We start from the raw sequence: 22,311 nt of genomic DNA, 5'->3' as shown, positions 1-22,311 counted from the left end.
CTCCTTTCTGATTCTAGTTATATCGTATCAAAAAGAGAGAAAAATAGAAAAGTAAAGTCTATTCAGAGGGAACATCTCTTTTCTTTGTTTGTAGGATTAGATCGTCTTGAGACGGAAGTAGTTAGCTTCGTTAATAAGTTTAGCAAACGATCTAAGTCTTGACTGAGAGAAATGACTTTATCGTGAGCAAATCCATATTTTTCAACAAGGTGGATTAATTCTTTCTTTTTCACTTCTATTCGATTATTTAGTTTTGCTAAGTTCATAAGTGAAATGAAATGCCTCCTATTATGTGTAGTATTCAAAGCATAAAAAATAAGACCGAACGTATTCGGTCCTAAATAAAATAACTATTACATATAGCATACACTTTTCATCAATAATTTTTAATATTAAAATAAAAAATTTTATAAATCTATATTGAGAAAGTTATTTTTTAAAAAAATGAATAGAAAAAGGCTGCCTACATAGTAGACAGCCTTTAAAGTATTAACCGTTATGATATTTGTACATCCAAAGAAGACCGGATTTTAATAATCTCGGTACACGTCCCATTAATGGTTGGTTTGCTAGTAAACCAAATCCGTGTTTTTTGCCGAGAGAACCGAGAACACCTTTTAATTTAATAACAGGCAGTTCATCAGGAAGTGGTTCATTATTCCAACGTTTTAATAATATTTGGACAATTTGTTCTCCTTGACCTTCAGCAAGTTGAGCAGATGGTGCATGTGGAAGTGCTGCACAATCTCCTACAACATAAACGTGCTCATTATTTGGAATATTGTGATATTTTGTTAAAACAACCCGTCCGCTACCATCTTGTTCAACTGGAAGATTTCGAACAACTTCATTTGCTTGAATACCAGCTGTCCAGACGATTGCATCACATTCAAGTGGTTCATCATGGTTGTATACAATGTTTGGTTCCACTTTTGTAATGTTAGAGTTTCGTATAATGGTAACTTTATGTTTTACAAACCATTCTTCTACGTATCTACTTAATTTCTCTGGATATGGGAATAAAATTCTATCTTTTCTATCAAATAAATAGATTTTTAAATCTGAACGACTCTCACGAAGTTCGCTTGCCACTTCAACGCCGCTTAAACCAGCACCAACGACAGCTACTGTTGCATTCGGTTCTAGGCTATTTAATTGTTCATATGTCTTACGTGTTTGTTCAATTGATTGTAGGCTATGTGTATATTCCTTCGCCCCAGGAACGTTATGATATTTATCTTCACAGCCAAGACCGATAATTAAATCATCATATTGGATTGTTTCACCGCCATCGAGATGAACGGCTTTCGTCTCAAGATCAATATTTGTGATTGTGCCGTATTGAATATTAAGACGTGGGTGTTCAGGAAACGGTATGCGAATATGCGTTTCTGAAATTGTACCTGCCACTAATGCATAATATTCAGTTTTGAAGCAATGATATGGTACTTTGTCGATTAATGTCACTTGTACATCATCTGGAAGTTGGTTGCTCGGAAGTAGCCGCTGCAGAATTCTCATTCCACCGTAGCCGCCACCCAGTATTACGAGGTGTTTCATGATGGATTACCCCTTTTCTGTTGAAATATCCCCTAATCATACAATTTTATATTAATAAAATATTTCGACTTTACTCAATCAAATTATATCGAATTTGTGAACAAATAACAATGCATGAATGAATACTCTGTTGTACAATAAGAAGAAAAGTAAAATAAACTGTTTTCATTTTCTAGTTACTATTTACTATTTCATTATGAGTAGTATGTTATATAAAGAATACTATCTATTGTGAAGTGAAATAGTGAAGTAACTAAATAGTTTAGAATATATAACGAAAACAACAAGAAACAGCTTAGTTTTCTTCTTATAAATAAAGTGGAATGGTAATAAGTAGAGAGGGTTACTTACCCGTTTCGCAAATTAGGTATGCGCTTCATACTTGCTAAAGTAAATGGTAATTTGTTTAGAGATACAGGGGGGAGAGTTTTGATTAAACCATTAATCGAATTTTGTGTAGGTAACCTTGCAAGCGGTTCGCAAGCAGCTTTAGAAAAATTAGAAAAAGATCCTAATTTAGACGTAATGGAATATGGTTGTTTAGGATATTGTGGCATCTGTTTTGAAGGTCCATTTGCACTTGTAAATGGTGAAGTTGTACAAGGTGCAACAGTAGAAGAACTTGTAAATAATGTATATGATTATATGGATGAAAATCCAATGTTTTAAAGCGTTGCAAACAGGCAACGTTTTTCTTTTTTCATTTATCCCGCTATTCGCGGGCAGTAAGGCTGCCCGTAAAAGCCTTCACTTTATTAGGAGTGTTTATTTCGAAAAAAAAAGGCCCTTTTAGAAGGGCTTTTTTCTTACGCGATTTGTGTAAGAACGGCTTATTGCCAAAATACTGTCAAATATGAGAAAGGGGGGACATTCATATTGTGTTCTAAAAGCATGCATTTTATACTTGAAATAATAAATTATTTTTGGAGTGAATAAAAATGAGCCAATTTTCTTTTACAAAAATGCATGGTCTTGGAAATAGTTATATATATGTAAATATGTTTGAGGAACAAATTAGAGAAGAAGATTTAGCACTTGTAGCGGAAAAGGTTTCAAATATTAATACTGGTATTGGTGCAGATGGAATGATTTTAATTTGTCCTTCTGACGTGGCACCAGTAAAAATGCGCATGTTTAATAATGATGGTTCAGAAGGAAAGAGCTGTGGAAATGGTTTACGCTGCGTAGCGAAATATGCGTATGAGCATAAACTAGTAGAAGGTAAAGTTTTCACAATTGAAACGTTAGCTGGTATTGTTACGGCAGAAGTAACGGTAGAAGATGACAAAGTTACATTAGCGAAAATCGACATGGGGGCACCTCGTTTAACACGTGAAGAGATACCGATGCTTGGTGAAGGAGAAACACCATTTATTCGTGAAAACTTCTTATACAATAATCACCGTTATGCATTTACAGCTGTTTCAATGGGGAATCCGCACGCGGTTATTTTTGTTGATGATGTAGAAAAAGCGCCCCTTACAACGTTAGGACCAGTTCTTGAGACGCATGAAATGTTCCCAGAGCGAGTGAATGTTGAATTCATCGAGATTTTGAATGATGAAGAGATGAATTTCCGCGTTTGGGAACGTGGATCTGGTGTAACACAAGCTTGCGGGACAGGAGCATGCGCAGCTGTCGTCGCGGCAATTCTAAATGGAAAAATGGAACACGATAAAGAAATTACAGTTCACTTAGCAGGCGGCGACTTAATGATCGCATGGACAGAAGAAGGAAATGTATTAATGAAAGGACCTGCGGAAATAATTTGCCGCGGAGTGTATGAGTACAAGATAGAAGCGTAAAGATGTATAATAGAATGAGAACAGAAAGGATGGTGTATTTCATGATTGAAGTAACAGAACAAGCAGCTTTTCAAATTAAAGATATGTTAAAAGATGCTGAAGATGGAGAGAAGTACGTGCGCCTTGCTGTACATGGCGGCGGATGTAGTGGTCTTTCTTACGGCTTAGGATTTGAAGTAGAACCAAAGGAAGACGACACAGTTCTTGAGTTTTTCGGTGTTGAATTTGTTATCGATAAAGAAAGTGCTCCGATTGTAAAGGGAGTGAAAGTTGACTATAAACAATCTATGCTTGGCGGTGGATTCACAATCGACAATCCAAATGCGATCGCATCATGTGGATGTGGATCATCTTTCCGTACAGCGTCGAATGCTGGTAAGCCGGAAGAGTGCTAGGTTTTTTCATTCCGTTATTCTAAATGGAATGAATGGGTAGGTTGCATAAAAAGACCTTCTTAGCGATGAAATCAAATCGTTAGGAAGGTCTTTTCTTTTGCCGTTAAAAAGAAAAAGAGCAGGACAAAGATAGTGAATATATGCAAGAAGAAGGCTAAAGAGGATACATGAAGGGGAAGGCCAATTTCTAGAGTGAAGAAATAATTATATTTGAACGGTTGTACATACGGATTTTTACTATCTTACAAAAGTGTAATGTTCATGTCATGTTTTTGAATTTCTTCTTTAAAGCCCAGGCTTTAAGATAAGAATATAAGAAAAAACATATGAGGTGAAGGAAATGAAAAGATATATTGCACTTTTTAGCATTTTAGTTGTATTTGCAAGCCTTTTAGTTGGCTGTGATTTAAACCGTATGGGTAAAGATGAGTACTACGTTCAAATTACAACTGATGGAATTGAGAAGAATGAAAAAGCTGATGGCGGTCAGCCGCATAAATCATTCGAGTATAAGTTACCTGCCTTTGATAAAGAAGGTAAAGAAAAAGAATTAGAATTTACAGCTGTGAAAAATCTTCGCAAGGAAGCATTCTTACGTGTATTCCATTCAGATAAGAAAGGCGTAACAGCTTGGGAAGAAGTGAAAAAGGATGAACTTCCTGCGAAAGTGAAAGAAAAATTAGGTGTGAAATAAGACAGAAAAAAGGAATTGACGAACAGGGTCAATTCCTTTTGTTGTTTTCAAATTCTTCTTCAGAAATTACTGTAAATCCATGTCTCCGGAATAGCGCTGTTGTCACTCCATAACCAGTTTGCTTATTTCCATTAAATTCTCCAGTGTAAATAGTGGAACTACCACAAGATGGACTACGTTCTTTTAAAATAATATATTCTGGATGTAAATCTTTAATTTGTTCTAGAGCTTTATAAGCACCGCTCACGAAAGCTTCTGTAACATCTTCTCCAGCTTTTGTCATTACTTTCGTTTTTCCGTCCAAAACGTCATCGCCATTCCCACCAATAATTTCAGCTGAAGGACGAGGCGTTGATAATCCTCCTAATACTTCAGGACAAACGAGGATGGTGTCTTCCCTTTGTAATAACTCTTCTATTTTTGAAACGAGATTATCGTTGCCGTCATACCGACAGGCGATACCACCTAAACAAGCGCTAATTACGATCATATTGTCATCTCCAATAAAAAATATTAACTATCACGCCAATTTCTCTTCCTGCCTCTTACTTATAAATGAGGTGATAAAAATGGGAAGCTTATATAATTTAATGAAACCATACAGTGAATTTCGAAGTAAAGAAGAGTTTAATGCACATCAAAAAAAAGTTTTTAAATGTTATCAGTTTCAACTAAATAAGACTGATTCTTTAGTTATTCATTTTTTAGGGAAATATGCGGTTAATGAGAAGAACGAAACAGTTGGTGTTGCTTGTCCGTTAATGGAGACAATTGCTACAAATGTTGGAAAGAGTATTCGTACGGTACGCCGCTCGATTGCGAAGTTAGAGGAGCTTGGAATTATAAAGCGTGTTGCGACAAAGGAAAGATATAAGCGCGGCGGATATAGTGCAAACTTATATGTATTTCTTAAATCTGCGATTGACCGCATGGATGACCGTATGAAGATGTCCGCATGTGAAAGTGATGATCGTGCAGATGGCTGTAGTGGAAATGAGCAAAAACGCGCGGGAGAAACAATTCTTTCTAAAAACATTCCACAAATAAAAGAGAAAAGAAAAGTAACGTACGAGCTTGATGAAACGTATTGTCGTCACGATATACCGAAGCCTTTTATATACGCGCTCATACCGATGACGAGTAATCCGAAGAAGATTAATATATTTTGGAGTAAGGTGGAACTTGCTTATAAAAAGAGCGGATTACTAGAACAAGGTGCTGTATTAGAGGGAATATTAGCTGATGAAGAAGTGCGTGGAAATTTAATTTGGAGGGTGAAAAGTGTTGTGAGAGCGTATAAGTACGGAGAAATTCGTAAAGATGTTGGAGCACTGTTGTATAGTACGATGCGAGATTTATTTTTAGAAATTGGATTAGAGTGGGGAGCGGCATTAAGGAGAAGTAAGGGAATACCGTTATTCGATCCATTTAAAAAAGAGTCATGCGTATAATACATGACTCTAAGTAGCTAATCGAACTTTCTTACAACTGGAACACGAATTGCTACAAATAGTACAAAGACGATAACAGCGATTGCACCGCTTTTCATAACCGTTACAATTGGAATGCCGATCCCAAGTGCAAGCGATGTAAATGCGTAAGAGAGCGGAATGAATCCCATCGATGAAAGCATGAGTAAACTCATAACGCGTCCCATCATCTCTTCTTTTACTGTTGATTGAATCATTGCCATAAGTGGAACGATAGCCATCGCAATTGTAATACCGTAAAACATTCCGGCTAATAACGCTTGCCAAAGTACGGTGCTAAAGTTAATGGTTAGGAAGAATATACCAGACAGTAGCATCATGATAATACAAAATAGACCACGTCTGCGGTTAATGTTTTTTAATCCAACAATGACAGCTCCTATCGCCATCCCGCCGCCAACAGACGCTTCTAAGTAACTAAACTGAAGTGAATCACCGTGCAGAACGTTTTTGACGAAGAGCGGGAAGCCTACTTGCATTGGGCCGATTAAAAATAAGTTTAAAAAGGCGCTACATATGAGGAAAGTTGAAAGAAATGGTGATTCTTTTACATATGAAATTCCCTCTTTAATAGAAGTAAACATGCCTTTATCTGTTTCATTTTTTTCGGGTATGGTAAATTGTATTTTTTGAACGAGTATTGCAGCGATAATGAGTAGCAGGATTGTAATTGAAAAAATTGTTTCATAGTTCGTAAATTTAATGAGAATACCGCCAAGTACAGGTCCTAAAATGACAGATGCTTGGTTTGTCATTTGAGTAAGTGAATTTGCTTGTGTTAAACGGCTTTTTTCTACAAGTTCAGGCAGAATAGATCCATCTGCTGACCAGAAGAAAGCGTCAGCAAGTCCGAAGAACAAAGCGAACAAAGCAAATGTATATAGTGTTACATCACCGACGATGAACCAGGTGAGAATAGTTGCGACAAGAATAGCGCGAATAATATTAGAGTAAAACATAATATTTTTTTTCGGGAATTTATCAGCTAATGCTCCGCCGATAATCATAAAGATGAGCCTTGGAACACTAAGAGCCACGAAAACAATACCGAGTGAAGCCTCAAGGTTTAATGTTTTTGCTATGTACCATGTTTGTGAAAAAGTAAAAAAGGCTAAAGCAAAACTCGAAAAGAGAGTAGCTGCCCAAAGAAAAAGGAAGTTCGTATTTTTTAATAACGGTTTTCCGCTTCCTTCTAAAGCAGATTTATTTTGTTGTAGTTCCTCCATAGTGCTTCCTTTCTATGTACCGATTTTAGACTGAAAAACCTATTAATAATCGTTTTAGCCCGCTATTTGCGGGCAGTAAAACTCCCACCTCAAAATTCGGCTGGAGCAAAGAAGTTAGGTGGGAGATCACCCCTCCACTGAGTATAGTTTCACTTTATACAGTTTCTAATAGTTCTATACTGCACTTTCTCATTGTAGACAATAATAATGAATTTGCACAGTGGCTATTTCACGACAAAAAAAGAAGATACCAAGGGCATCTTCTTTTTAATGTTTTAGGCTAATGCAATATAAATATTCAATTGTACGTTATTTGGATCTGTTACTTTTTCATCATACAGTTCGAAATCTGTTGTAAAGGCACGTTTGTTTTCTTTCGACCATTGCCAAATATATTCCCAAGCCTCGCAAACGACTTCAGAAACTGGTCCCTTTCTCGTTGTAAATACCGCATACGTAGTAGCAGGGATTGTTAAAGTTGTCATATTTTCAGGAACGTCTTCTAATGAAGAAACGGGCATACCAATCGTAAATTGATACGTACCAGTTTCATCTGATTCGTAGTTTGAATAGAAGGCGAATGTTTCTTTTGTTTGTTGATTTGGAATTTGATGCATGATTTGTTCTTGAAAGTAGCGATTCCAAAGCATTGGAATCCTTCCTTCAGTCGATGCTTCTTTTTCGTTTGTAGTTGTAATAGAGACACCGATTGCTTGGAAAGCTTCTTTTTTTACGAGAATAGGTTCTTTCATTAATAAAACCTCCCTTTATTAAATGAAACGTATGTTCTGTTTTTATTGTAACATATTTTGGAAGGAAGTAGTGTTTTTTTATAAAATTGGAATGTATTTTAGTTAGGAAAAGGAGAGAGTGTGAAAAGAACTCCTTTCATGTAAAAAGAGTTCTTTTCATTTCTATATTAAAACATACTTGAGCTGTGCATTGGTTGAAGTTTTGCGTTTGGATCGAAGTAAGCTTTTGCATTGTTTACTGCTGTCGGTGCTTCACCAAAGCCGCAAGCAATGAGTTTTACTTTTCCTTCATATGTACAAATGTCACCAGCAGCGTAAATGCCAGGAATATTTGTTTCCATTTTTGAGTTCACGAGGATGCTGTTCTTTTGAATATCTAAGCCCCAGTTTTTAATTGGACCAAGCGAAGACACGAAGCCGTAGTTTACGATTACGTCATCAACATCAAGGATAACTTTTTCTTCTGTTTTTACGTGCTGAAGAACAACTTGTTCAATCGTGTCATCACCGATGAGTTCAACTGGAACATACGGTGTGCTTACTTCTGCACGGGAATTCATTAAGCTTTCTACGCTATGTTCATGTGCACGGAATTTATCACGGCGATGAACAATTGTAACTTTGTCCGCAATCGGTTCTAACATCATTGTCCAGTCTACTGCTGAGTCACCGCCGCCAAATACTACGACGCGTTTTCCAGCAAATTTATTCATATCATCAACGAAATAATGTAAGTTTTTCTTTTCGTATTTTGCTGTGCCTTCTAATTCTAAGCGGCGTGGTTGGAAAGCACCATTGCCAGCAGTAATAATGACAGATTTAGAGTAGTGAGTTTGTTTATTTGTAACAAGTTTAAATATACCGTCAGCTTGTTTTTCAAGCGTATCAACAGCTTCTTCTAAGCAAACAGTTGGATCGAACTTTTTCATTTGTTCTTTTAAGTTATCAACTAACTCTTGTGCGCGCACTTTTGGGAACCCAGCTACATCATAAATATATTTTTCGGGATATAATGCGGATAATTGCCCGCCAAGTTGAGGTAAGCTTTCAATAATTTTTACACTTGCTTGTCTCATTCCGCCATAAAATGCAGTGAATAGTCCTGTTGGGCCACCACCAATAATTGTTATGTCGTAAACTTTTTGATTTTCTGTCATTTTCATTCCCCCTATAGATGATGGAATTTTAATATTGATTTCATATATTGTTCATATGTACATGAAAATCCTGCAAATGATGACACATTCAAATAAATGATAGCATATTTCAGTTAATAATACTTCTGAAAACGACTGAATAATAAGTAAGTTTGCGCATAGATGTTTTAGAATCGTATAAAATATAGCGAAAGGAAAATACATGAAAAAAAGGCTGAAAAACCCTTGAAAACGCTATGTTATTTTAAAATATTGATAATTCTCTAGGTGCTTGAATTATGGAATGAAACCGACTAATATAGGGAAGTATTATGTTAAATTTCTATGACAAATTTCGTACGATTTTTTGACTGCGTTTTGTTATGATATAGAATGTGATAAATTCCACATTCTTGACAAATAGAGTTTTTAGTACTTGGTATTATTTTTTATTACTATTATATAAAGAAAAGGGTTGTGATTTAGTGAAGACTCCAAAAATCGTAGTTTTAGGTGCAGGTTATGGCGGGATGATTACGACTGTTCGTCTGCAAAAAACATTATCTGTAAGTGAAGCTGAAATTACGTTAGTAAACAACAATAGCTATCACTACCAAGCAACTTGGTTACATGAGAGTGCAGCTGGTACATTACAAGATGATAAAATCTGTCTAGATATTCAAGACGTTATCGATACAAATAAAGTGAACTTTGTACAAGATACAGTAGTAGAGATTAAAGCTGCTGAAAAACGTATTATCTTAAAAAATGGTGAATTAGAGTATGATTACTTAGTAATCGGTCTTGGTTTCGAATCAGAAACGTTCGGAATTAAAGGGTTAAAAGAGCATGCATTCTCAATCACTAACATTAATGCAACTCGTCAAATTCGTGAGCATATGGAAGAAAAGTTCGCTCAATATGCGACTGAAAAACGTGATGAGTTAGTAACAATCGTTGTTGGTGGTGCTGGATTTACTGGTATCGAGTACGTAGGTGAGCTTGCAAACCGTATTCCTGAACTTTGCAAAGAGTACGATGTTCCACGTGAAAAAGCACGTATCATCTGTGTAGAAGCTGCTCCAACAGCACTTCCTGGTTTCGATCCAGCATTAGTTGAGTACGCTGTAAAACAACTTGAGAAAAAAGGTGTAGAATTCCGCATAGGTACAGCAATTAAGGAAGCAACTGAAGAAGGTATTATCGTTGCAAACGGTGATGATGCTGAACTTCTTAAATCTGAAACTGTAGTTTGGGCTGCAGGTGTTCGTGGTAACGGTATTGTGGAAGAGTCTGGATTTGAAGCAATGCGCGGACGTATTAAAGTGGATGAGTACATGCACGCTCCGGGTCATGAAGATGTATTCATGGTTGGTGACGCAGCGTTAATCATCAATGAGGAGATTAACCGTCCATACCCACCAACAGCACAGATTGCAATTCAAGAAGGTTATAACATTGCACACAATTTAACTGTGTTAGTTCGCGGTAAAGGTGAAATGAAAAAGTTCGCATTTGATAATAAAGGATCTGTATGTTCATTAGGTCATGACGATGCAATGGGCGTTGTTATGGGTAAAAAGTTAACAGGTTGGAAAGCTTCATTCATGAAGAAAGTAATCGACAACCGTTACTTATTCTTACTAGGCGGACCTTTATTAGTTCTTAAAAAAGGTAAATTGAAGTTCTTTTAATATATAGTAGAAAAAGCAGAAACGGCTATGAGCTGTTTCTGCTTTTTTCGTATTGAAAATATAGTATAATATATAAAAAAGAAAGAATATTCTGTTCGTTTGGTGGAGGAGGTTATATTATGGGGAAGCGAGGGAAAGTGTGGTTAGCTGTCAGTGGCTTAGTAGCTACAAAAGATGGGAGATGGCTATTCGTTAAGAAAAAATACGGTGGATTGAAAGGGCAATGGTCTTTACCAGCTGGTTTTGTTAATGAAGGTGAGACTGTTGATGAAGCTGTGAAACGTGAGATTTTGGAAGAAACAGGAATTGTTTCTCATGTAAAGGGGATTATTGGTATTCGCTCAGGTGTTATTCATAATGAAATTAGTGATAATATGATTATTTTTCTTCTAGAGCCAGAGGGAGAAGACATTATCGTACAGGAGAAAGAATTGTCGGAAGTAGCTTTTTTACATCCAGAAAATATTGCAGATGATCAAAATACTTCTGTACTCATCAAATATTTATTAGAAGGAAGAGCAGAGTCGCATTTTGAAATGGACAAAACATTAAATCCAGGAGAGCAATTTGGTTATACGGCTTATCATGTGTTTACGGCGTATGCGAAGGAGAGGGAGAAGAAGTGAGTATACCGGTACTACTTATTTCAATGATGTTGTTCTTTATTTTATTTTTTGGAATTGGATTTTTGCTCAACATGATTTTGCGAGCTACGTGGGTAATGGTTATTGTGTATCCGATTATTTGTATGCTTATTATTAATAAAGCGAGTGTATGGGACTATTTTTCAAAGCCAAAAGAAACATTTTCTTCATTTGGGACGAGTGTATCGCATTTAGGACACGCAGATGTGTTTATTCTATCTACTGGATTAGTAGGTGCTGCTTTAGCAGGAATCATAATTAAGAAACTTCGGAAAAGTGGATATCAAATGTTTTAATCTCCAATCAATTTGGAGATTATTTTTTTGCATATTCCTTCATCGTATAGGGAATGATTAACGATGAAGGAGTGTGGAATATAAAAATGTTAAAACGATATTGTATTCGCATTATGATGACTTGTTTACTTGCATTCGCATTATGCGTAACATGGAAGGCTTTCACAGGAGTTTCTTTATTGGAGATTATAAAATCATATGAAGAAACAAGTGCAAAAGAAGTACATGCAGCAGAAATTGAGAAAAAAGTTGCTCCGAGTAAAGAAGTGATAAATGCTTTAGAGCAGGCAAATGACTGGTCTAAATATCGTGTTATAGAAATGACTGCAACTGGTTATACATCAGGTATAGAGTCAACTGGAAAGAGACCGGGGCATCCAGAGTATGGCATTACATATTCAGGTGTTAAAGCAAAAAGGGATTTATATTCCACAATCGCTGCTGACTTGCGCGTATTCCCGCTTGGGACAATTCTATTCGTGCCAGGTTACGGATATGGTGTTGTAGCTGATAAGGGCGGTGCTATAAAAGGAAATCGTCTCGATTTATATTATGATACGGTGAAAGATGTTTATAGCCAATGGGGTAAGAAAAAAGTAAATGTGTATATAGTGAAAATAGGAAATGGTAAGTTTTCGGAAGAAGAGTTAACGATGTTAAATCAAGACGAAACGATGCAAGTGTTTCGCGGACAATATTTAAAATAGAATATATAATCGATAGGGCTTCCTCCTGTATTTTTGAGAAATATTAATATAGAGGAGAGCCCTTTATTATCGGTATTTAATAGCTGATTTTCAATGTTAAGTTTATATGTTATAATCTTTCCTGTACTAGAAGGAAATAACAATTGAATAGGGAGGGACGGAAGAGAGTGAAAGAAATAGAAGCTCTCTTATTATTATGAGAGAAGGAACTTTATCTCAACAGAATATAGTTGTATTGTTTTTTAAACAGTTACGCCCGAAGCAATGGACTAAAAACTTGCTTGTATTTGCAGCGCTAGTCTTTTCTATAAAACAAGTATCTTTAACTATGGTGGCACAAGCTACAATTTGTTTTGCGCTATTTTGTGCGATATCTGGTTGTGTGTATATTTTAAATGATTTTATGGATATTGAGGCGGATCGACAACACCCTGTTAAACGATACCGACCGATGGCATCAGGTGCATTAAATCCGTATTTTGCTATTACGGCAGGTTGTGTGATTTTAGTAGCATCTTTAGTAGTTTCATATGTATTAAACCCATTATTGTGTTTAGTGTTAGCTGTATATTTCACTTTAAATGTAGCGTATTCAATTCGTCTAAAGCATGTTGTAATAATTGATATTTTAATTATCGCATCTGGATTTGTTTTACGAGCGTTAGCCGGGGGATTAGTCATTCAAGTGCCATTTACACCATGGTTTTTATTATGCACATTATTACTGTCACTATTCTTGGCTATTAATAAAAGAAGACATGAATTAGTGTTGTTACAGGCTAATAAAGGTTCTCATAGAAAAGTATTAGAAAGTTACTCTCCTGCTTTATTAGATCAATTAAGTACAATTGTTACATCAGCAACAATCGTTACTTATGCTATTTTTACTTTTAATGCAGGGAAAAGTATCTATTTAATGTGGACAATCCCATTTGTAATTTACGGGATCTTTCGTTATTTATATTTAGTTCACATGGAAGATAAAGGTGGAGAACCTGATAAAGTTTTATTAGAGGATCAGCATATTTTAATAACGGTGTTGTTATACGCGATAACAGTTATTATTATACTATTGAACTTTTAATTACTCTATTCGGGTTTGTTAAAACGTTTAAGAAGAGTGTCTTAAACGTTTTTTATTTGGAATAAAAACAGTTAAGGAGTATAGAGATGCAACAATTTTTAATGATTATCTTATCAGTTGGTATGGGAGTTGTAGGACAAATTTTATTAAAGTTTGGTGCAATGAAATCGCAAAGTTCAGCGGCTTTAGGTATTATGAATTTTGTTAATTTACCAAACTTTTTTGGATTAGCTTTTTACGGTTTAAGTGCATTATTATGGATGATTGTACTGAGAAAGGTTGATCTAAGTTATGCATATCCAATGGTGAGCTTCGGATATGTATTTGTTATTATTGCGTCAGCACTATTGTTTGGTGAAACTATCAATTTCATGAAAATTGCTGGAATGGTATGTATAGTGGTTGGAATTCTATTTATCGCAAAATCATAGGAGGTAAAGCAATGGGAACATATTTATATTGTGTACTTCCATTTATAGCTTGGGTGGCTTCGGGAGTATTGAAATTTTTAGTGAATTATCTTCGTTCTGGAAAAGATGCTTTTCGTTTAGTTGGAAACGGTGGATTTCCTAGTACACATACAACGATTTTATCAAGTATGGTCATGACAATAGGGTTTCACGAAGGTTTTAATACACCGATGTTTGGGATTGGGATGGCAATTTTAACGATTGTTATCATTGATGCCACAGGACTTCGACGTACGGTTGGTAAACATGCAAAAATGTTGAATAAACATATTAGTTCGGAAGAAGAGAAATTAAGAGAGCGCCAAGGACATCATTGGCATGAGATTTTTGGTGGATTGATGTTAGGAACAGTTATTGGGTATGTAGCACATTTAATTATGGTATTTTTACCTTAGAAAGGAGAAGAAGTATTGAATATTTGGAATGGTTATAAAGGAAAGGGAATATTAGCCCTTGTCCTTTTCGTTTTTTACTGGGCATTTTATTTTTTTATTGGCTGGAAAATGGATACTCACTCTAAGCTTTTTATTGAAGAGTGGGTGGTTGATACCTATTTTTCTTTTGATCAAGGATATTATATTATCTCCTTTTTCCTTGAAAAAGTAGATATAACAGCGGTGACCTGGTTCCGACATCCATTCCTTTATTATTTTATTCAAGGGTTTATGTGGATATTGGAGACAGTGAAAGTAGGGAATATTATACATGGTATTATATTCATTCAAGCGTTCTTAAGCGCGCTCAGTGTAGTGATGATTTATACATTATGCTGTAAAATTTGTAAGAATACGCTTGTTTCTTTTTTACTAGCGGTCATGTATGGATTTTCAGCTACTATGTTAGTTATTACGTGGACACCAGAATCTTTTAGCTATGCAAATTTCACATTAGTACTTATGTGCTTTGTATGCTATCCATTTATTACAGGGAAAAAAGAAGCGAAAATAGGATTTAGTATTGCGAATGTATTGTTGGCAATAGGAATAACAGGGGTTACATTAACCAATTCGTTTATCTGGTTTTTAGGTAGTGTGATGAGTTATAAGAAACTGCAGAAAAAAATTATTTGGACTGGTATTTCGATTGTTATTGTCGTGGTCCTGTTTGTATTAGTAATGAACGCAAATAATGTAGTTCTTATCGAAGCAGTAAAGGCTAGTATGGGCTTTGCTGCGCAAGAACAGAATTTTTCACCAGAATACGTTAAGCCATCAGGTATATTAATATTTCATCTATTATTAGGATCTTCATTCATCTTTGGACCATTCTCGGAGGTTACTTTAAGACAAGGTGAGCAATTTGCGCAATTAAATATGCTCCCATCGCATACTATGACTGGTTGGATTGTGATTGTATCTGTGTATGCTTTTATATTGGTAGTTGTATGGAAAAACTTTATAAAAGAACCTTTCGTAAGATTTTTAAGTTTATGTTTATTATTTAATATCGTTTTACACGGAATTATTGGTTTTGGGTCATCTGAAGCATTTATATATGGTGCACATATGCTGTTTACAATACCGCTATTATTGGCATATGGTTTTAAAGTGATAAGACGTGTAAAAGTAGTTGCTTTATGTTTAATATTAATATTAATAATTATAAATAATTTTGAAAGTATGCTATATTTTTATCATTTTGCAGTCTCGAACTATTCTTTATAATAAAACGTATTTTTAATAAAAGGGTACTTTAGATAGGGTTTCTAAAGTACCCTTTTTACTATTTTTAAAAAATAGTATTCAGAGAATTAAATACAAAACAGAAGTCCGAATTATCGCATTTTATCGAAAATAAAGTTATAATGGACATAGAGAAATTTAGGGGGTCTGAACATGTTTCAAGTACAAAAAGAATTAGCAAGTCATGAGGCGGTAATTGTTGCCTTATTTGAAGAAGATAAAACGAGTAGCTTTGTACAAGAACTGGATAAAGCGTTTGAAGGACAATTACAAGTTTTATTAGAAGAAAAAGAACTTTCAACTAAGAAGAAAGCCATTTCAAAAGTACATAGCTTAGGAAAAACAAATGTTAAACGTTATTATTTTGTTGGTTTAGGTAAGAAAGAGTCATATACAACAGAAACGTTACGTGCGGCTCTTAGTAAAGCTTTTAAATCGTTACAATCAGCAAAAGTAAAAGACGCAGCAATCTTACTTGATTCTTTCGTAACAGAGAAATTAGATGCGATTGATGTAGCTCATATTGCAACGGAAGTATATTGCCTTGGTACATACGGATTACAAACATATAAAACGGATGAAAAAGAAAGAGTAGAGTTAGAAAAACTGATTGCTATTACAGCAGAAGATGCACAAGAAATTGAAGCAGCATTAACGGTAGGATACGTACATGGACGTGCAACGAATTCAGCTCGTACACTTGTAAATATGCCGCCAAATGTATTAACAGCGACAAAGCTTGCTGAGTATGCAGTTGAATTAGCGGAAAAATACGATATGGATTATAAGGTTCTTGAGAAAGAAGAGATGGAAGAGCTTGGTATGGGTGCATTACTTGCAGTAAACCAAGGATCTACTGAACCGCCAAAAATGATCGCTCTTATTTATAAAGGAAAAGAAGAGTGGAAAGATGTAATTGGATTTGTTGGAAAAGGGATTACATATGATACTGGCGGCTATTCTTTAAAACCACGTGAAGGCATGGTTGGTATGAAAGGTGATATGGGCGGCGCTGCAGCTGTTCTTGGCGCGATGGAGATCATCGGTGAACTTCGCCCAGAGCAAAATGTAATTGCTGTTATTCCATCAACTGACAACGTTGTAAGTGGTACAGCATTTAAGCCAGATGATGTTATTACATCTATGAGCGGAAAAACAATTGAAGTATTAAATACAGATGCAGAAGGTCGCCTAGCGTTAGCTGACGGTATTACGTATGCGAAGAAACTTGGTGCAAATTACTTAGTTGATGTTGCAACATTAACAGGCGGTGTAATTGTTGCACTTGGAAATCATACAACAGGTGCAATGACAAATAATGAAGAATTGTTTGAACAAGTGTTAGAGGCTTCTATGGAAACGGATGAGCCAATTTGGCAATTGCCGATTTTTGAACGTGATAAAGAACGTGTCAAAAACAGTAAATTTGCTGACTTAAATAACTCACCAGGCCGTGAAGGACATGCGGTTATGGCTGGGACATTCCTTGGTGAATTTGCAGAAGAAACACCATGGGTACACTTAGACATCGCTGGAACATCTGAAACAACAGGAACACATGATTTAGGACCGGCCGGGGCAACAGGTGCAATGGTGCGTACACTTGCAACACTTGTTGAGCGTTTCGGAGAAGAATAAAGAATGCAAAAAAAACTGTCTGGAAAGGTCATTACATAATGAACCTTTCCGGAACAGCTTTTTTTATTTTATAGGTATTCTATAAAGAAATCGTATATAACGTCCCATTTAAAGCGAATGAAGTACGACCAGTTTCTTCAGAGACAACTAATATAAGTGAATCACTTTTCTCTGATAAGCCAATTGCAGCCCTGTGACGTGTTCCTAGCTCAGGATTGATTTCTGTGCTTTTTGTTAATGGGAGAATATTAGCTGCTGAGAGAATATGATTATTTTTAATGAGAACGGCTCCGTCATGAAGAGGGTTCCCTGGATAAAAGATCGATTCAAGTAGTGGCGCGGTTAAGTGTGCGTTTAATGTCGTTCCAGTTTGAATGAAAGAATCAAGAGCTTCACTTCGTTCCACGATAATAAGAGCACCGTGTTTTCGAGCGCTTAAATGTTGGACAGCTGTAGTGATGAAATGTGAACTTTCCGTATAAGGTGATAAATATGCTTGAATATAATATGTAGCTGCTAACGTCTGTACATTTGTTAACATATGATGAATATCTTCCATTTTACATAAAATACATTCATCTTCTTTATCGATTGCATGCTTCATGTTTGATAATTCTTTTTCAGCAATTTCAATCATCTGCTTTGTTTTTATTTTGAGCTCTTCTGACAAGCCCCATTCTTGCATAATCCTCATTCCCTTTGGTGGAGTATTTAACCATAGTGTATACAAATATTTATAGTAAAATCCTGTTAGATTTTAAAAAATATTGAGATGCAGGTTGTTTTTTTCATATAATGAAGATACGACAGGCTAGAGGAGATGGAAGTATGAATTGGAAACAAGAATTTAGTCGCTGGCTTTCATATGCAGAATTAGATGTAGAATTAAAAGAACAGCTAGAAAACATGAAGCAAGATGAGAAGAAAATCGAGGATAGCTTTTATAAAAATCTAGAGTTCGGCACAGGTGGTATGCGTGGTGAACTTGGTGCTGGTACGAACCGTTTAAATGTATATACAGTTCGTAAAGCAACAAAAGGATTAGCTAGGTTTATTGAAAAATTAGGTGAAGACGCGAAAAAACGTGGTGTTGTTGTCGCGTATGATTCTCGTCATAAATCACCTGAATTTGCAATGGAAGTAGCTGCTACTCTTGGTGCACAAGGTATTACAACATATGTATTTGAAAGCTTACGTCCAACGCCAGTGCTTTCTTTCGCAGTTCGTCATTTACATACAGTAAGTGGAATCGTTCTTACGGCAAGCCATAATCCGCCCGAATATAACGGTTATAAAGTATATGGTGAGGATGGTGGGCAGTTGCCTCCAAAAGAAGCTGATGAGTTAATTAGCTACGTAAATGCAGTAGAAAATGAATTAACAGTTGAAGTTGCTGATGTTGAGCAATTAAAAGCTGACGGGTTATTACATATAATTGGACAAGAAGTAGATGATGCATATGCGGCAGAATTGAACAATGTCATTATTAATAAAGAGATGGTGAAAGAAGTAGGAAAAGATTTAAAAATCGTCTTTACACCATTACATGGAACATCAAATATTTCGGTACGTCGTGGTTTAGAAGAAGTTGGATTTACAGATGTAACAGTTGTAAAAGAGCAAGAGTTACCAGATCCAAACTTCTCTACAGTAAAATCACCAAACCCAGAAGAGCATGCAGCGTTTGAGTATGCAATTCGCGACGGTGAAAAAGTAGGCGCTGATGTGTTAATCGCAACAGATCCTGATGCAGATCGTCTAGGTGTAGCAGTTCGCAATCATGATGGTGAGTTCCAAGTATTAACTGGTAACCAAACAGGTGCGTTGATGCTTGATTACTTATTATCACAAAAGAAGGAAAACGGAACGCTTCCAGAAAACGGTGTTGTTTTAAAAACAATCGTAACGTCTGAAATTGGCCGTACAATCGCAAAAGCATACGGTTTAGATACAGTTGATACGTTAACTGGATTTAAATTTATCGGTGAAAAAATTAGACAGTATGAAGAAAGCGGACAATATGAATTCCAATTCGGTTATGAGGAAAGCTATGGGTATTTAATCCGTCCATTCTGCCGTGATAAAGATGCGGTTCAATCTGTCCTATTTGCATGTGAAGTAGCTGCGTACTACAAATCACAAGGTAAAACGTTATATGATGGTCTGTTAGAAGTATTTAAGAAGTATGGGTTCTTCCGTGAGGACCTTGTATCGTTAACGTTAAAAGGAAAAGATGGTGCCGAACAGATTCAAAAGATGATGGCAACATTCCGCGGGAATCCTCCGAAAGAAGTAGCTGGTTTAACAGTCGTTGCAGTTGAGGATTATAAGGAAAGCATCATTACAACGTTACAAGATGGAAATAAGGAAGAGATTCACTTGCCGAAATCAAATGTGTTAAAATATCAATTAGAAGATGGTTCTTGGTTCTGCTTACGTCCATCTGGAACAGAGCCGAAAATTAAATTCTACTTTGGTGTACAAGATGATTCCTTACAAAATAGTGAACAAAAGTTACTTACTATTAAAGAAGATATTATGAATCGTTTATAATAGAATAGAGTGCTACTGATAGGAAAAGGGGAGAACGGAGAACGGCCTCCTCTTTTCTTGTAGTTTTGTTTGATGTAGAGGATTATTACGAGCGAGTGTTATAAATTTGCACTTTACTAAGAGAATTAGAATGAAAAGCGAGGGTATTTGTCATGAAAAAAGTGAGAAAAGCAATTATTCCGGCAGCGGGATTAGGAACACGCTTTTTACCAGCAACGAAAGCAATGCCAAAAGAAATGCTTCCAATTGTAGATAAACCAACAATTCAATACATCGTAGAAGAAGCAGTAAAATCAGGCATCGAAGATATTATTATCGTTACTGGTAAAGGAAAGCGCTCTATCGAAGATCATTTTGATAACGCATTTGAATTAGAGCAAAACTTATTAGAGAAGAAAAAGTATGAGTTACTTGAAAAAGTACAAGCTTCTTCTAAAATGGTAGATATCCATTACATTCGTCAAAAAGAACCAAAAGGATTAGGACATGCTGTTTGGTGTGCGCGTAAATTCATTGGTGATGAGCCGTTTGCAGTATTATTAGGCGATGATATCGTTCAAGCTGAAAAACCATGTTTACGTCAATTAATGGACGAGTATGACAAAACACTTTCTTCTGTTATTGGTGTACAAACTGTTCCTGAAGCAGAAACACATCGCTATGGAATTATTGATCCGTTAGAGCAAGAGGGACGTCGTTATCAAGTTCGTAATTTCGTTGAAAAACCAACGCAAGGTACTGCGCCTTCAAACTTAGCGATTATGGGACGTTACATTTTAACTCCTGAAATCTTTATGTTCTTGGAACAGCAACAAGTTGGAGCGGGTGGCGAAATTCAGTTAACGGATGCAATTCAAAGCTTAAATGAAATTCAACGTGTATTTGCTTACGACTTCGAAGGAAAACGCTACGACGTAGGTGAAAAGTTAGGATTCGTTCAAACGACAATCGAAATGGCATTGCAACACCCAGAATTACGTGATGATATGCTAGTAATGATGAAGAAAATTTTAGAAGAGCAAATGAAGCAAGAGTCTTAATATAATAAACAAGGAGCTGTTCCTATAGGAACAGCTCCTTGTTTATTATGAAATCGTCGAATGAGAATGCTGATAAGCCGAACGACGTACAGCATAGTATATGCGAGGTGCGATAATAGCGCCGATAATTGTAAACGCAATATCTTTTACTGCGAACCACATCATAATCATCCAAGCAGCTTTATAACTCATATTACCACCCATGAAAATATTGACTGCCCCGTACATGTAAGTAGTACCGATAATATAAGTTAAAATGATTCCTGCGAAAGAAGCGATTGCAAAGGTGCTGAATGTTGGTCGTTCTTTTTGTTCTACTAGTTTTCCTGATACGTAAGCAACGATAATAAATGCGATAATAAAACCACCAGTAGGATCTAAAAGTGCTCCAAATCCAGCTTTGAAGTTAGCGAAGATTGGCGCACCCGCTACTCCCACAAGCATGTAAACAGTCATTGATAATGCCCCAAGTCTACTTCCAAGAAGAAGACCTGCTAAAATTGCGAAAAATGGTTGCATAGATAATGGAACGCCCGCTACCTGTAAGAATGGTGCCCACGATACAATATTTGCACCAATAGCCATAAGAGCGACGAACATGGCAGCTAATGCTAAATCTAAAACATGAAGCTTCTTCATAATGTTAACCTCCAGTTGTATTTAGGTTAACATTATCGTAGCGAAAGTATTTACTTGTTGTCAATCAAAATATTTTGATAAGAAGGCTTTAAATAGTCTCTAAGCAATGTGTATGGAATACGAAATTGCGGAATTCCGCTTGAATAAGGAGCAATTTCATATAAAGGGAAATAAATTACAAGATTATCCGGTTCTAAAAAGTAGTGAAACTTTTTAGTGCTCGTTACCTTTTCGGCTGCATCAGGAAAATAAATGCTTTCATTGTGTTTAATTTGTCTTATAATCTCTGTGCGAATTATTTCTTTATATTTATCCTCTTGCTGAAATAAATCGTCTAAGTGTAATAATTTTTTTTCGTTTAAATCAAATGTATTTGCCTTCCACGTATAAAGTCCGTGCGCTCCGCCTGTATATTGATAGTAATTCACATATAGACTTAGGAAAGGTGGTTTGTTTAAAGCTACTTTATAGTCAACATTTGCAACGTATGGATGAAAAGGTGTGCTAGATCCTTCTGTTTCTTTATAATATTTCTTCGCTTCTTTTTCTAATTTACTTTTAAATGTAGCAGTAGAGTTTTTGTAATAGGAATTTAGCTTATTTTGAAATTTTGAATCAGAAAAGTTGTGAAAGGAAGGCCTATTAATTTGATATTCTATATAAGGTTTCTTACCTTTTTGCGTTACAGTCTTAACATTGATTGTCAGGTTGGATGCTTTGGCTGCTATTGCACAATTTGGTACAATAGTCAGGAAGGAGAACATAAGCAATAGTATACAAAATTTCTGTTTCATTTAGGTGAAACC

At 35.8% G+C, this 22,311-nt stretch carries 25 protein-coding genes; 16 read left to right on the top strand and 9 right to left on the bottom strand.

Annotation, left to right across the window (positions count from 1 at the left end):
- Positions 1 to 62: 62 nt before the first annotated feature.
- Both EXW56_RS23705 and EXW56_RS23700 read right to left on the bottom strand, forming a co-directional pair.
- Positions 63 to 266 (bottom strand): aspartyl-phosphate phosphatase Spo0E family protein, encoded by a 204-nt coding sequence (locus tag EXW56_RS23705; protein ID WP_033716666.1) that lies wholly within the window; start codon positions 264 to 266, stop codon positions 63 to 65.
- A gap of 223 nt (positions 267 to 489) precedes the next feature.
- Entirely contained in the window at positions 490 to 1,560 is a 1,071-nt protein-coding gene (locus EXW56_RS23700) for an NAD(P)/FAD-dependent oxidoreductase (protein WP_002198972.1), read from the bottom strand.
- Between the two features lie 429 nt (positions 1,561 to 1,989).
- Between EXW56_RS23700 and EXW56_RS23695 the strand changes: the two genes are divergently transcribed.
- From EXW56_RS23695 to EXW56_RS23680, 4 genes are all read left to right on the top strand, one after another.
- Positions 1,990 to 2,229 (top strand): YuzB family protein, encoded by a 240-nt coding sequence (locus EXW56_RS23695; protein WP_002015892.1) that lies wholly within the window; start codon positions 1,990 to 1,992, stop codon positions 2,227 to 2,229.
- A gap of 269 nt (positions 2,230 to 2,498) precedes the next feature.
- Positions 2,499 to 3,365 (top strand): diaminopimelate epimerase, encoded by an 867-nt coding sequence (dapF, locus tag EXW56_RS23690; RefSeq protein ID WP_002145090.1) that lies wholly within the window; start codon positions 2,499 to 2,501, stop codon positions 3,363 to 3,365.
- 41 nt (positions 3,366 to 3,406) lie between these two features.
- On the top strand, positions 3,407 to 3,760 hold the full coding sequence (locus EXW56_RS23685; protein WP_000573823.1) for a HesB/IscA family protein: 354 nt from the start codon (positions 3,407 to 3,409) through the stop codon (positions 3,758 to 3,760).
- Between the two features lie 340 nt (positions 3,761 to 4,100).
- Entirely contained in the window at positions 4,101 to 4,454 is a 354-nt protein-coding gene (locus EXW56_RS23680) for a YxeA family protein (RefSeq protein ID WP_002198973.1), read from the top strand.
- Between the two features lie 28 nt (positions 4,455 to 4,482).
- On the opposite strand, the gene EXW56_RS23675 is transcribed toward EXW56_RS23680, so the two are convergent.
- Positions 4,483 to 4,944, bottom strand: coding sequence for a 2-thiouracil desulfurase family protein (locus EXW56_RS23675; protein ID WP_002198974.1), 462 nt, complete (start codon positions 4,942 to 4,944; stop codon positions 4,483 to 4,485).
- 79 nt (positions 4,945 to 5,023) lie between these two features.
- On the opposite strand from EXW56_RS23675, the gene EXW56_RS23670 reads away from it, so the two are divergent.
- Positions 5,024 to 5,905 (top strand): helix-turn-helix domain-containing protein, encoded by an 882-nt coding sequence (locus EXW56_RS23670; protein ID WP_002198975.1) that lies wholly within the window; start codon positions 5,024 to 5,026, stop codon positions 5,903 to 5,905.
- Positions 5,906 to 5,922: 17 nt separating this feature from the next.
- Here EXW56_RS23670 and EXW56_RS23665 read toward each other — a convergent pair whose 3' ends face one another.
- From EXW56_RS23665 to EXW56_RS23655, 3 genes are all read right to left on the bottom strand, one after another.
- A complete protein-coding gene (locus EXW56_RS23665; RefSeq protein WP_215597009.1) occupies positions 5,923 to 7,170 on the bottom strand; it encodes an MFS transporter in 1,248 nt (415 codons plus the stop codon).
- A 275-nt stretch (positions 7,171 to 7,445) separates the two neighbouring features.
- Complete coding sequence (locus tag EXW56_RS23660; protein ID WP_002198977.1) at positions 7,446 to 7,922, bottom strand: GyrI-like domain-containing protein; 477 nt, start codon at positions 7,920 to 7,922, stop codon at positions 7,446 to 7,448.
- 167 nt (positions 7,923 to 8,089) lie between these two features.
- On the bottom strand, positions 8,090 to 9,079 hold the full coding sequence (locus EXW56_RS23655; protein WP_002160030.1) for an NAD(P)/FAD-dependent oxidoreductase: 990 nt from the start codon (positions 9,077 to 9,079) through the stop codon (positions 8,090 to 8,092).
- A 464-nt stretch (positions 9,080 to 9,543) separates the two neighbouring features.
- On the opposite strand from EXW56_RS23655, the gene EXW56_RS23650 reads away from it, so the two are divergent.
- The 9 genes from EXW56_RS23650 to pepA all read left to right on the top strand — a co-directional run bounded on the left by EXW56_RS23650 (position 9,544) and on the right by pepA (position 17,273).
- On the top strand, positions 9,544 to 10,752 hold the full coding sequence (locus tag EXW56_RS23650) for an NAD(P)/FAD-dependent oxidoreductase (protein WP_002112603.1): 1,209 nt from the start codon (positions 9,544 to 9,546) through the stop codon (positions 10,750 to 10,752).
- 119 nt (positions 10,753 to 10,871) lie between these two features.
- A complete protein-coding gene (locus EXW56_RS23645) occupies positions 10,872 to 11,378 on the top strand; it encodes an NUDIX hydrolase (RefSeq protein ID WP_002198978.1) in 507 nt (168 codons plus the stop codon).
- The gene (locus EXW56_RS23640; protein WP_002089308.1) at positions 11,375 to 11,692 is read left to right on the top strand and encodes a YuiB family protein; all 318 of its coding nucleotides are present in this window, start codon (positions 11,375 to 11,377) and stop codon (positions 11,690 to 11,692) included. Before EXW56_RS23645 ends, EXW56_RS23640 begins: the two co-directional genes overlap by 4 nt.
- Positions 11,693 to 11,778: 86 nt before the next feature.
- Positions 11,779 to 12,399, top strand: a complete 621-nt coding sequence (locus EXW56_RS23635) for a 3D domain-containing protein (RefSeq protein WP_002112600.1) — start codon at positions 11,779 to 11,781, stop codon at positions 12,397 to 12,399.
- Positions 12,400 to 12,595: 196 nt separating this feature from the next.
- On the top strand, positions 12,596 to 13,483 hold the full coding sequence (locus EXW56_RS23630) for a decaprenyl-phosphate phosphoribosyltransferase (RefSeq protein WP_002198979.1): 888 nt from the start codon (positions 12,596 to 12,598) through the stop codon (positions 13,481 to 13,483).
- 86 nt (positions 13,484 to 13,569) lie between these two features.
- Complete coding sequence (locus EXW56_RS23625) at positions 13,570 to 13,914, top strand: EamA family transporter (protein ID WP_002112598.1); 345 nt, start codon at positions 13,570 to 13,572, stop codon at positions 13,912 to 13,914.
- 11 nt (positions 13,915 to 13,925) lie between these two features.
- Positions 13,926 to 14,348 (top strand): divergent PAP2 family protein, encoded by a 423-nt coding sequence (locus EXW56_RS23620; RefSeq protein WP_033714045.1) that lies wholly within the window; start codon positions 13,926 to 13,928, stop codon positions 14,346 to 14,348.
- A gap of 15 nt (positions 14,349 to 14,363) precedes the next feature.
- Complete coding sequence (locus EXW56_RS23615) at positions 14,364 to 15,617, top strand: DUF6080 domain-containing protein (protein ID WP_002198980.1); 1,254 nt, start codon at positions 14,364 to 14,366, stop codon at positions 15,615 to 15,617.
- Between the two features lie 171 nt (positions 15,618 to 15,788).
- Entirely contained in the window at positions 15,789 to 17,273 is a 1,485-nt protein-coding gene (pepA, locus tag EXW56_RS23610) for a cytosol aminopeptidase (RefSeq protein WP_002112593.1), read from the top strand.
- 79 nt (positions 17,274 to 17,352) lie between these two features.
- On the opposite strand, the gene cdaS is transcribed toward pepA, so the two are convergent.
- Positions 17,353 to 17,958: a sporulation-specific diadenylate cyclase CdaS gene (cdaS, locus tag EXW56_RS23605; protein ID WP_033714044.1), complete on the bottom strand. Its 606-nt coding sequence runs from the start codon at positions 17,956 to 17,958 to the stop codon at positions 17,353 to 17,355.
- 143 nt (positions 17,959 to 18,101) lie between these two features.
- On the opposite strand from cdaS, the gene EXW56_RS23600 reads away from it, so the two are divergent.
- Positions 18,102 to 19,826, top strand: coding sequence for a phospho-sugar mutase (locus tag EXW56_RS23600; protein ID WP_002198982.1), 1,725 nt, complete (start codon positions 18,102 to 18,104; stop codon positions 19,824 to 19,826).
- 152 nt (positions 19,827 to 19,978) lie between these two features.
- Positions 19,979 to 20,866, top strand: coding sequence for a UTP--glucose-1-phosphate uridylyltransferase GalU (gene galU, locus EXW56_RS23595; protein WP_002067929.1), 888 nt, complete (start codon positions 19,979 to 19,981; stop codon positions 20,864 to 20,866).
- Between the two features lie 45 nt (positions 20,867 to 20,911).
- Here galU and EXW56_RS23590 read toward each other — a convergent pair whose 3' ends face one another.
- The gene (locus tag EXW56_RS23590) at positions 20,912 to 21,505 is read right to left on the bottom strand and encodes a biotin transporter BioY (RefSeq protein WP_002198983.1); all 594 of its coding nucleotides are present in this window, start codon (positions 21,503 to 21,505) and stop codon (positions 20,912 to 20,914) included.
- A gap of 50 nt (positions 21,506 to 21,555) precedes the next feature.
- Positions 21,556 to 22,299: a DUF3298 and DUF4163 domain-containing protein gene (locus tag EXW56_RS23585; protein WP_002112588.1), complete on the bottom strand. Its 744-nt coding sequence runs from the start codon at positions 22,297 to 22,299 to the stop codon at positions 21,556 to 21,558.
- Positions 22,300 to 22,311: the final 12 nt, after the last annotated feature.

The sequence above is a fragment of the Bacillus mycoides genome (genome assembly GCF_018742245.1).
In the GTDB taxonomy this organism is placed as follows: Bacteria; Bacillota; Bacilli; order Bacillales; family Bacillaceae_G; genus Bacillus_A; species Bacillus_A cereus_U.
Note: the sequence above shows the minus strand (reverse complement) of the source record. Positions and strands in the feature narration are given on the sequence as shown.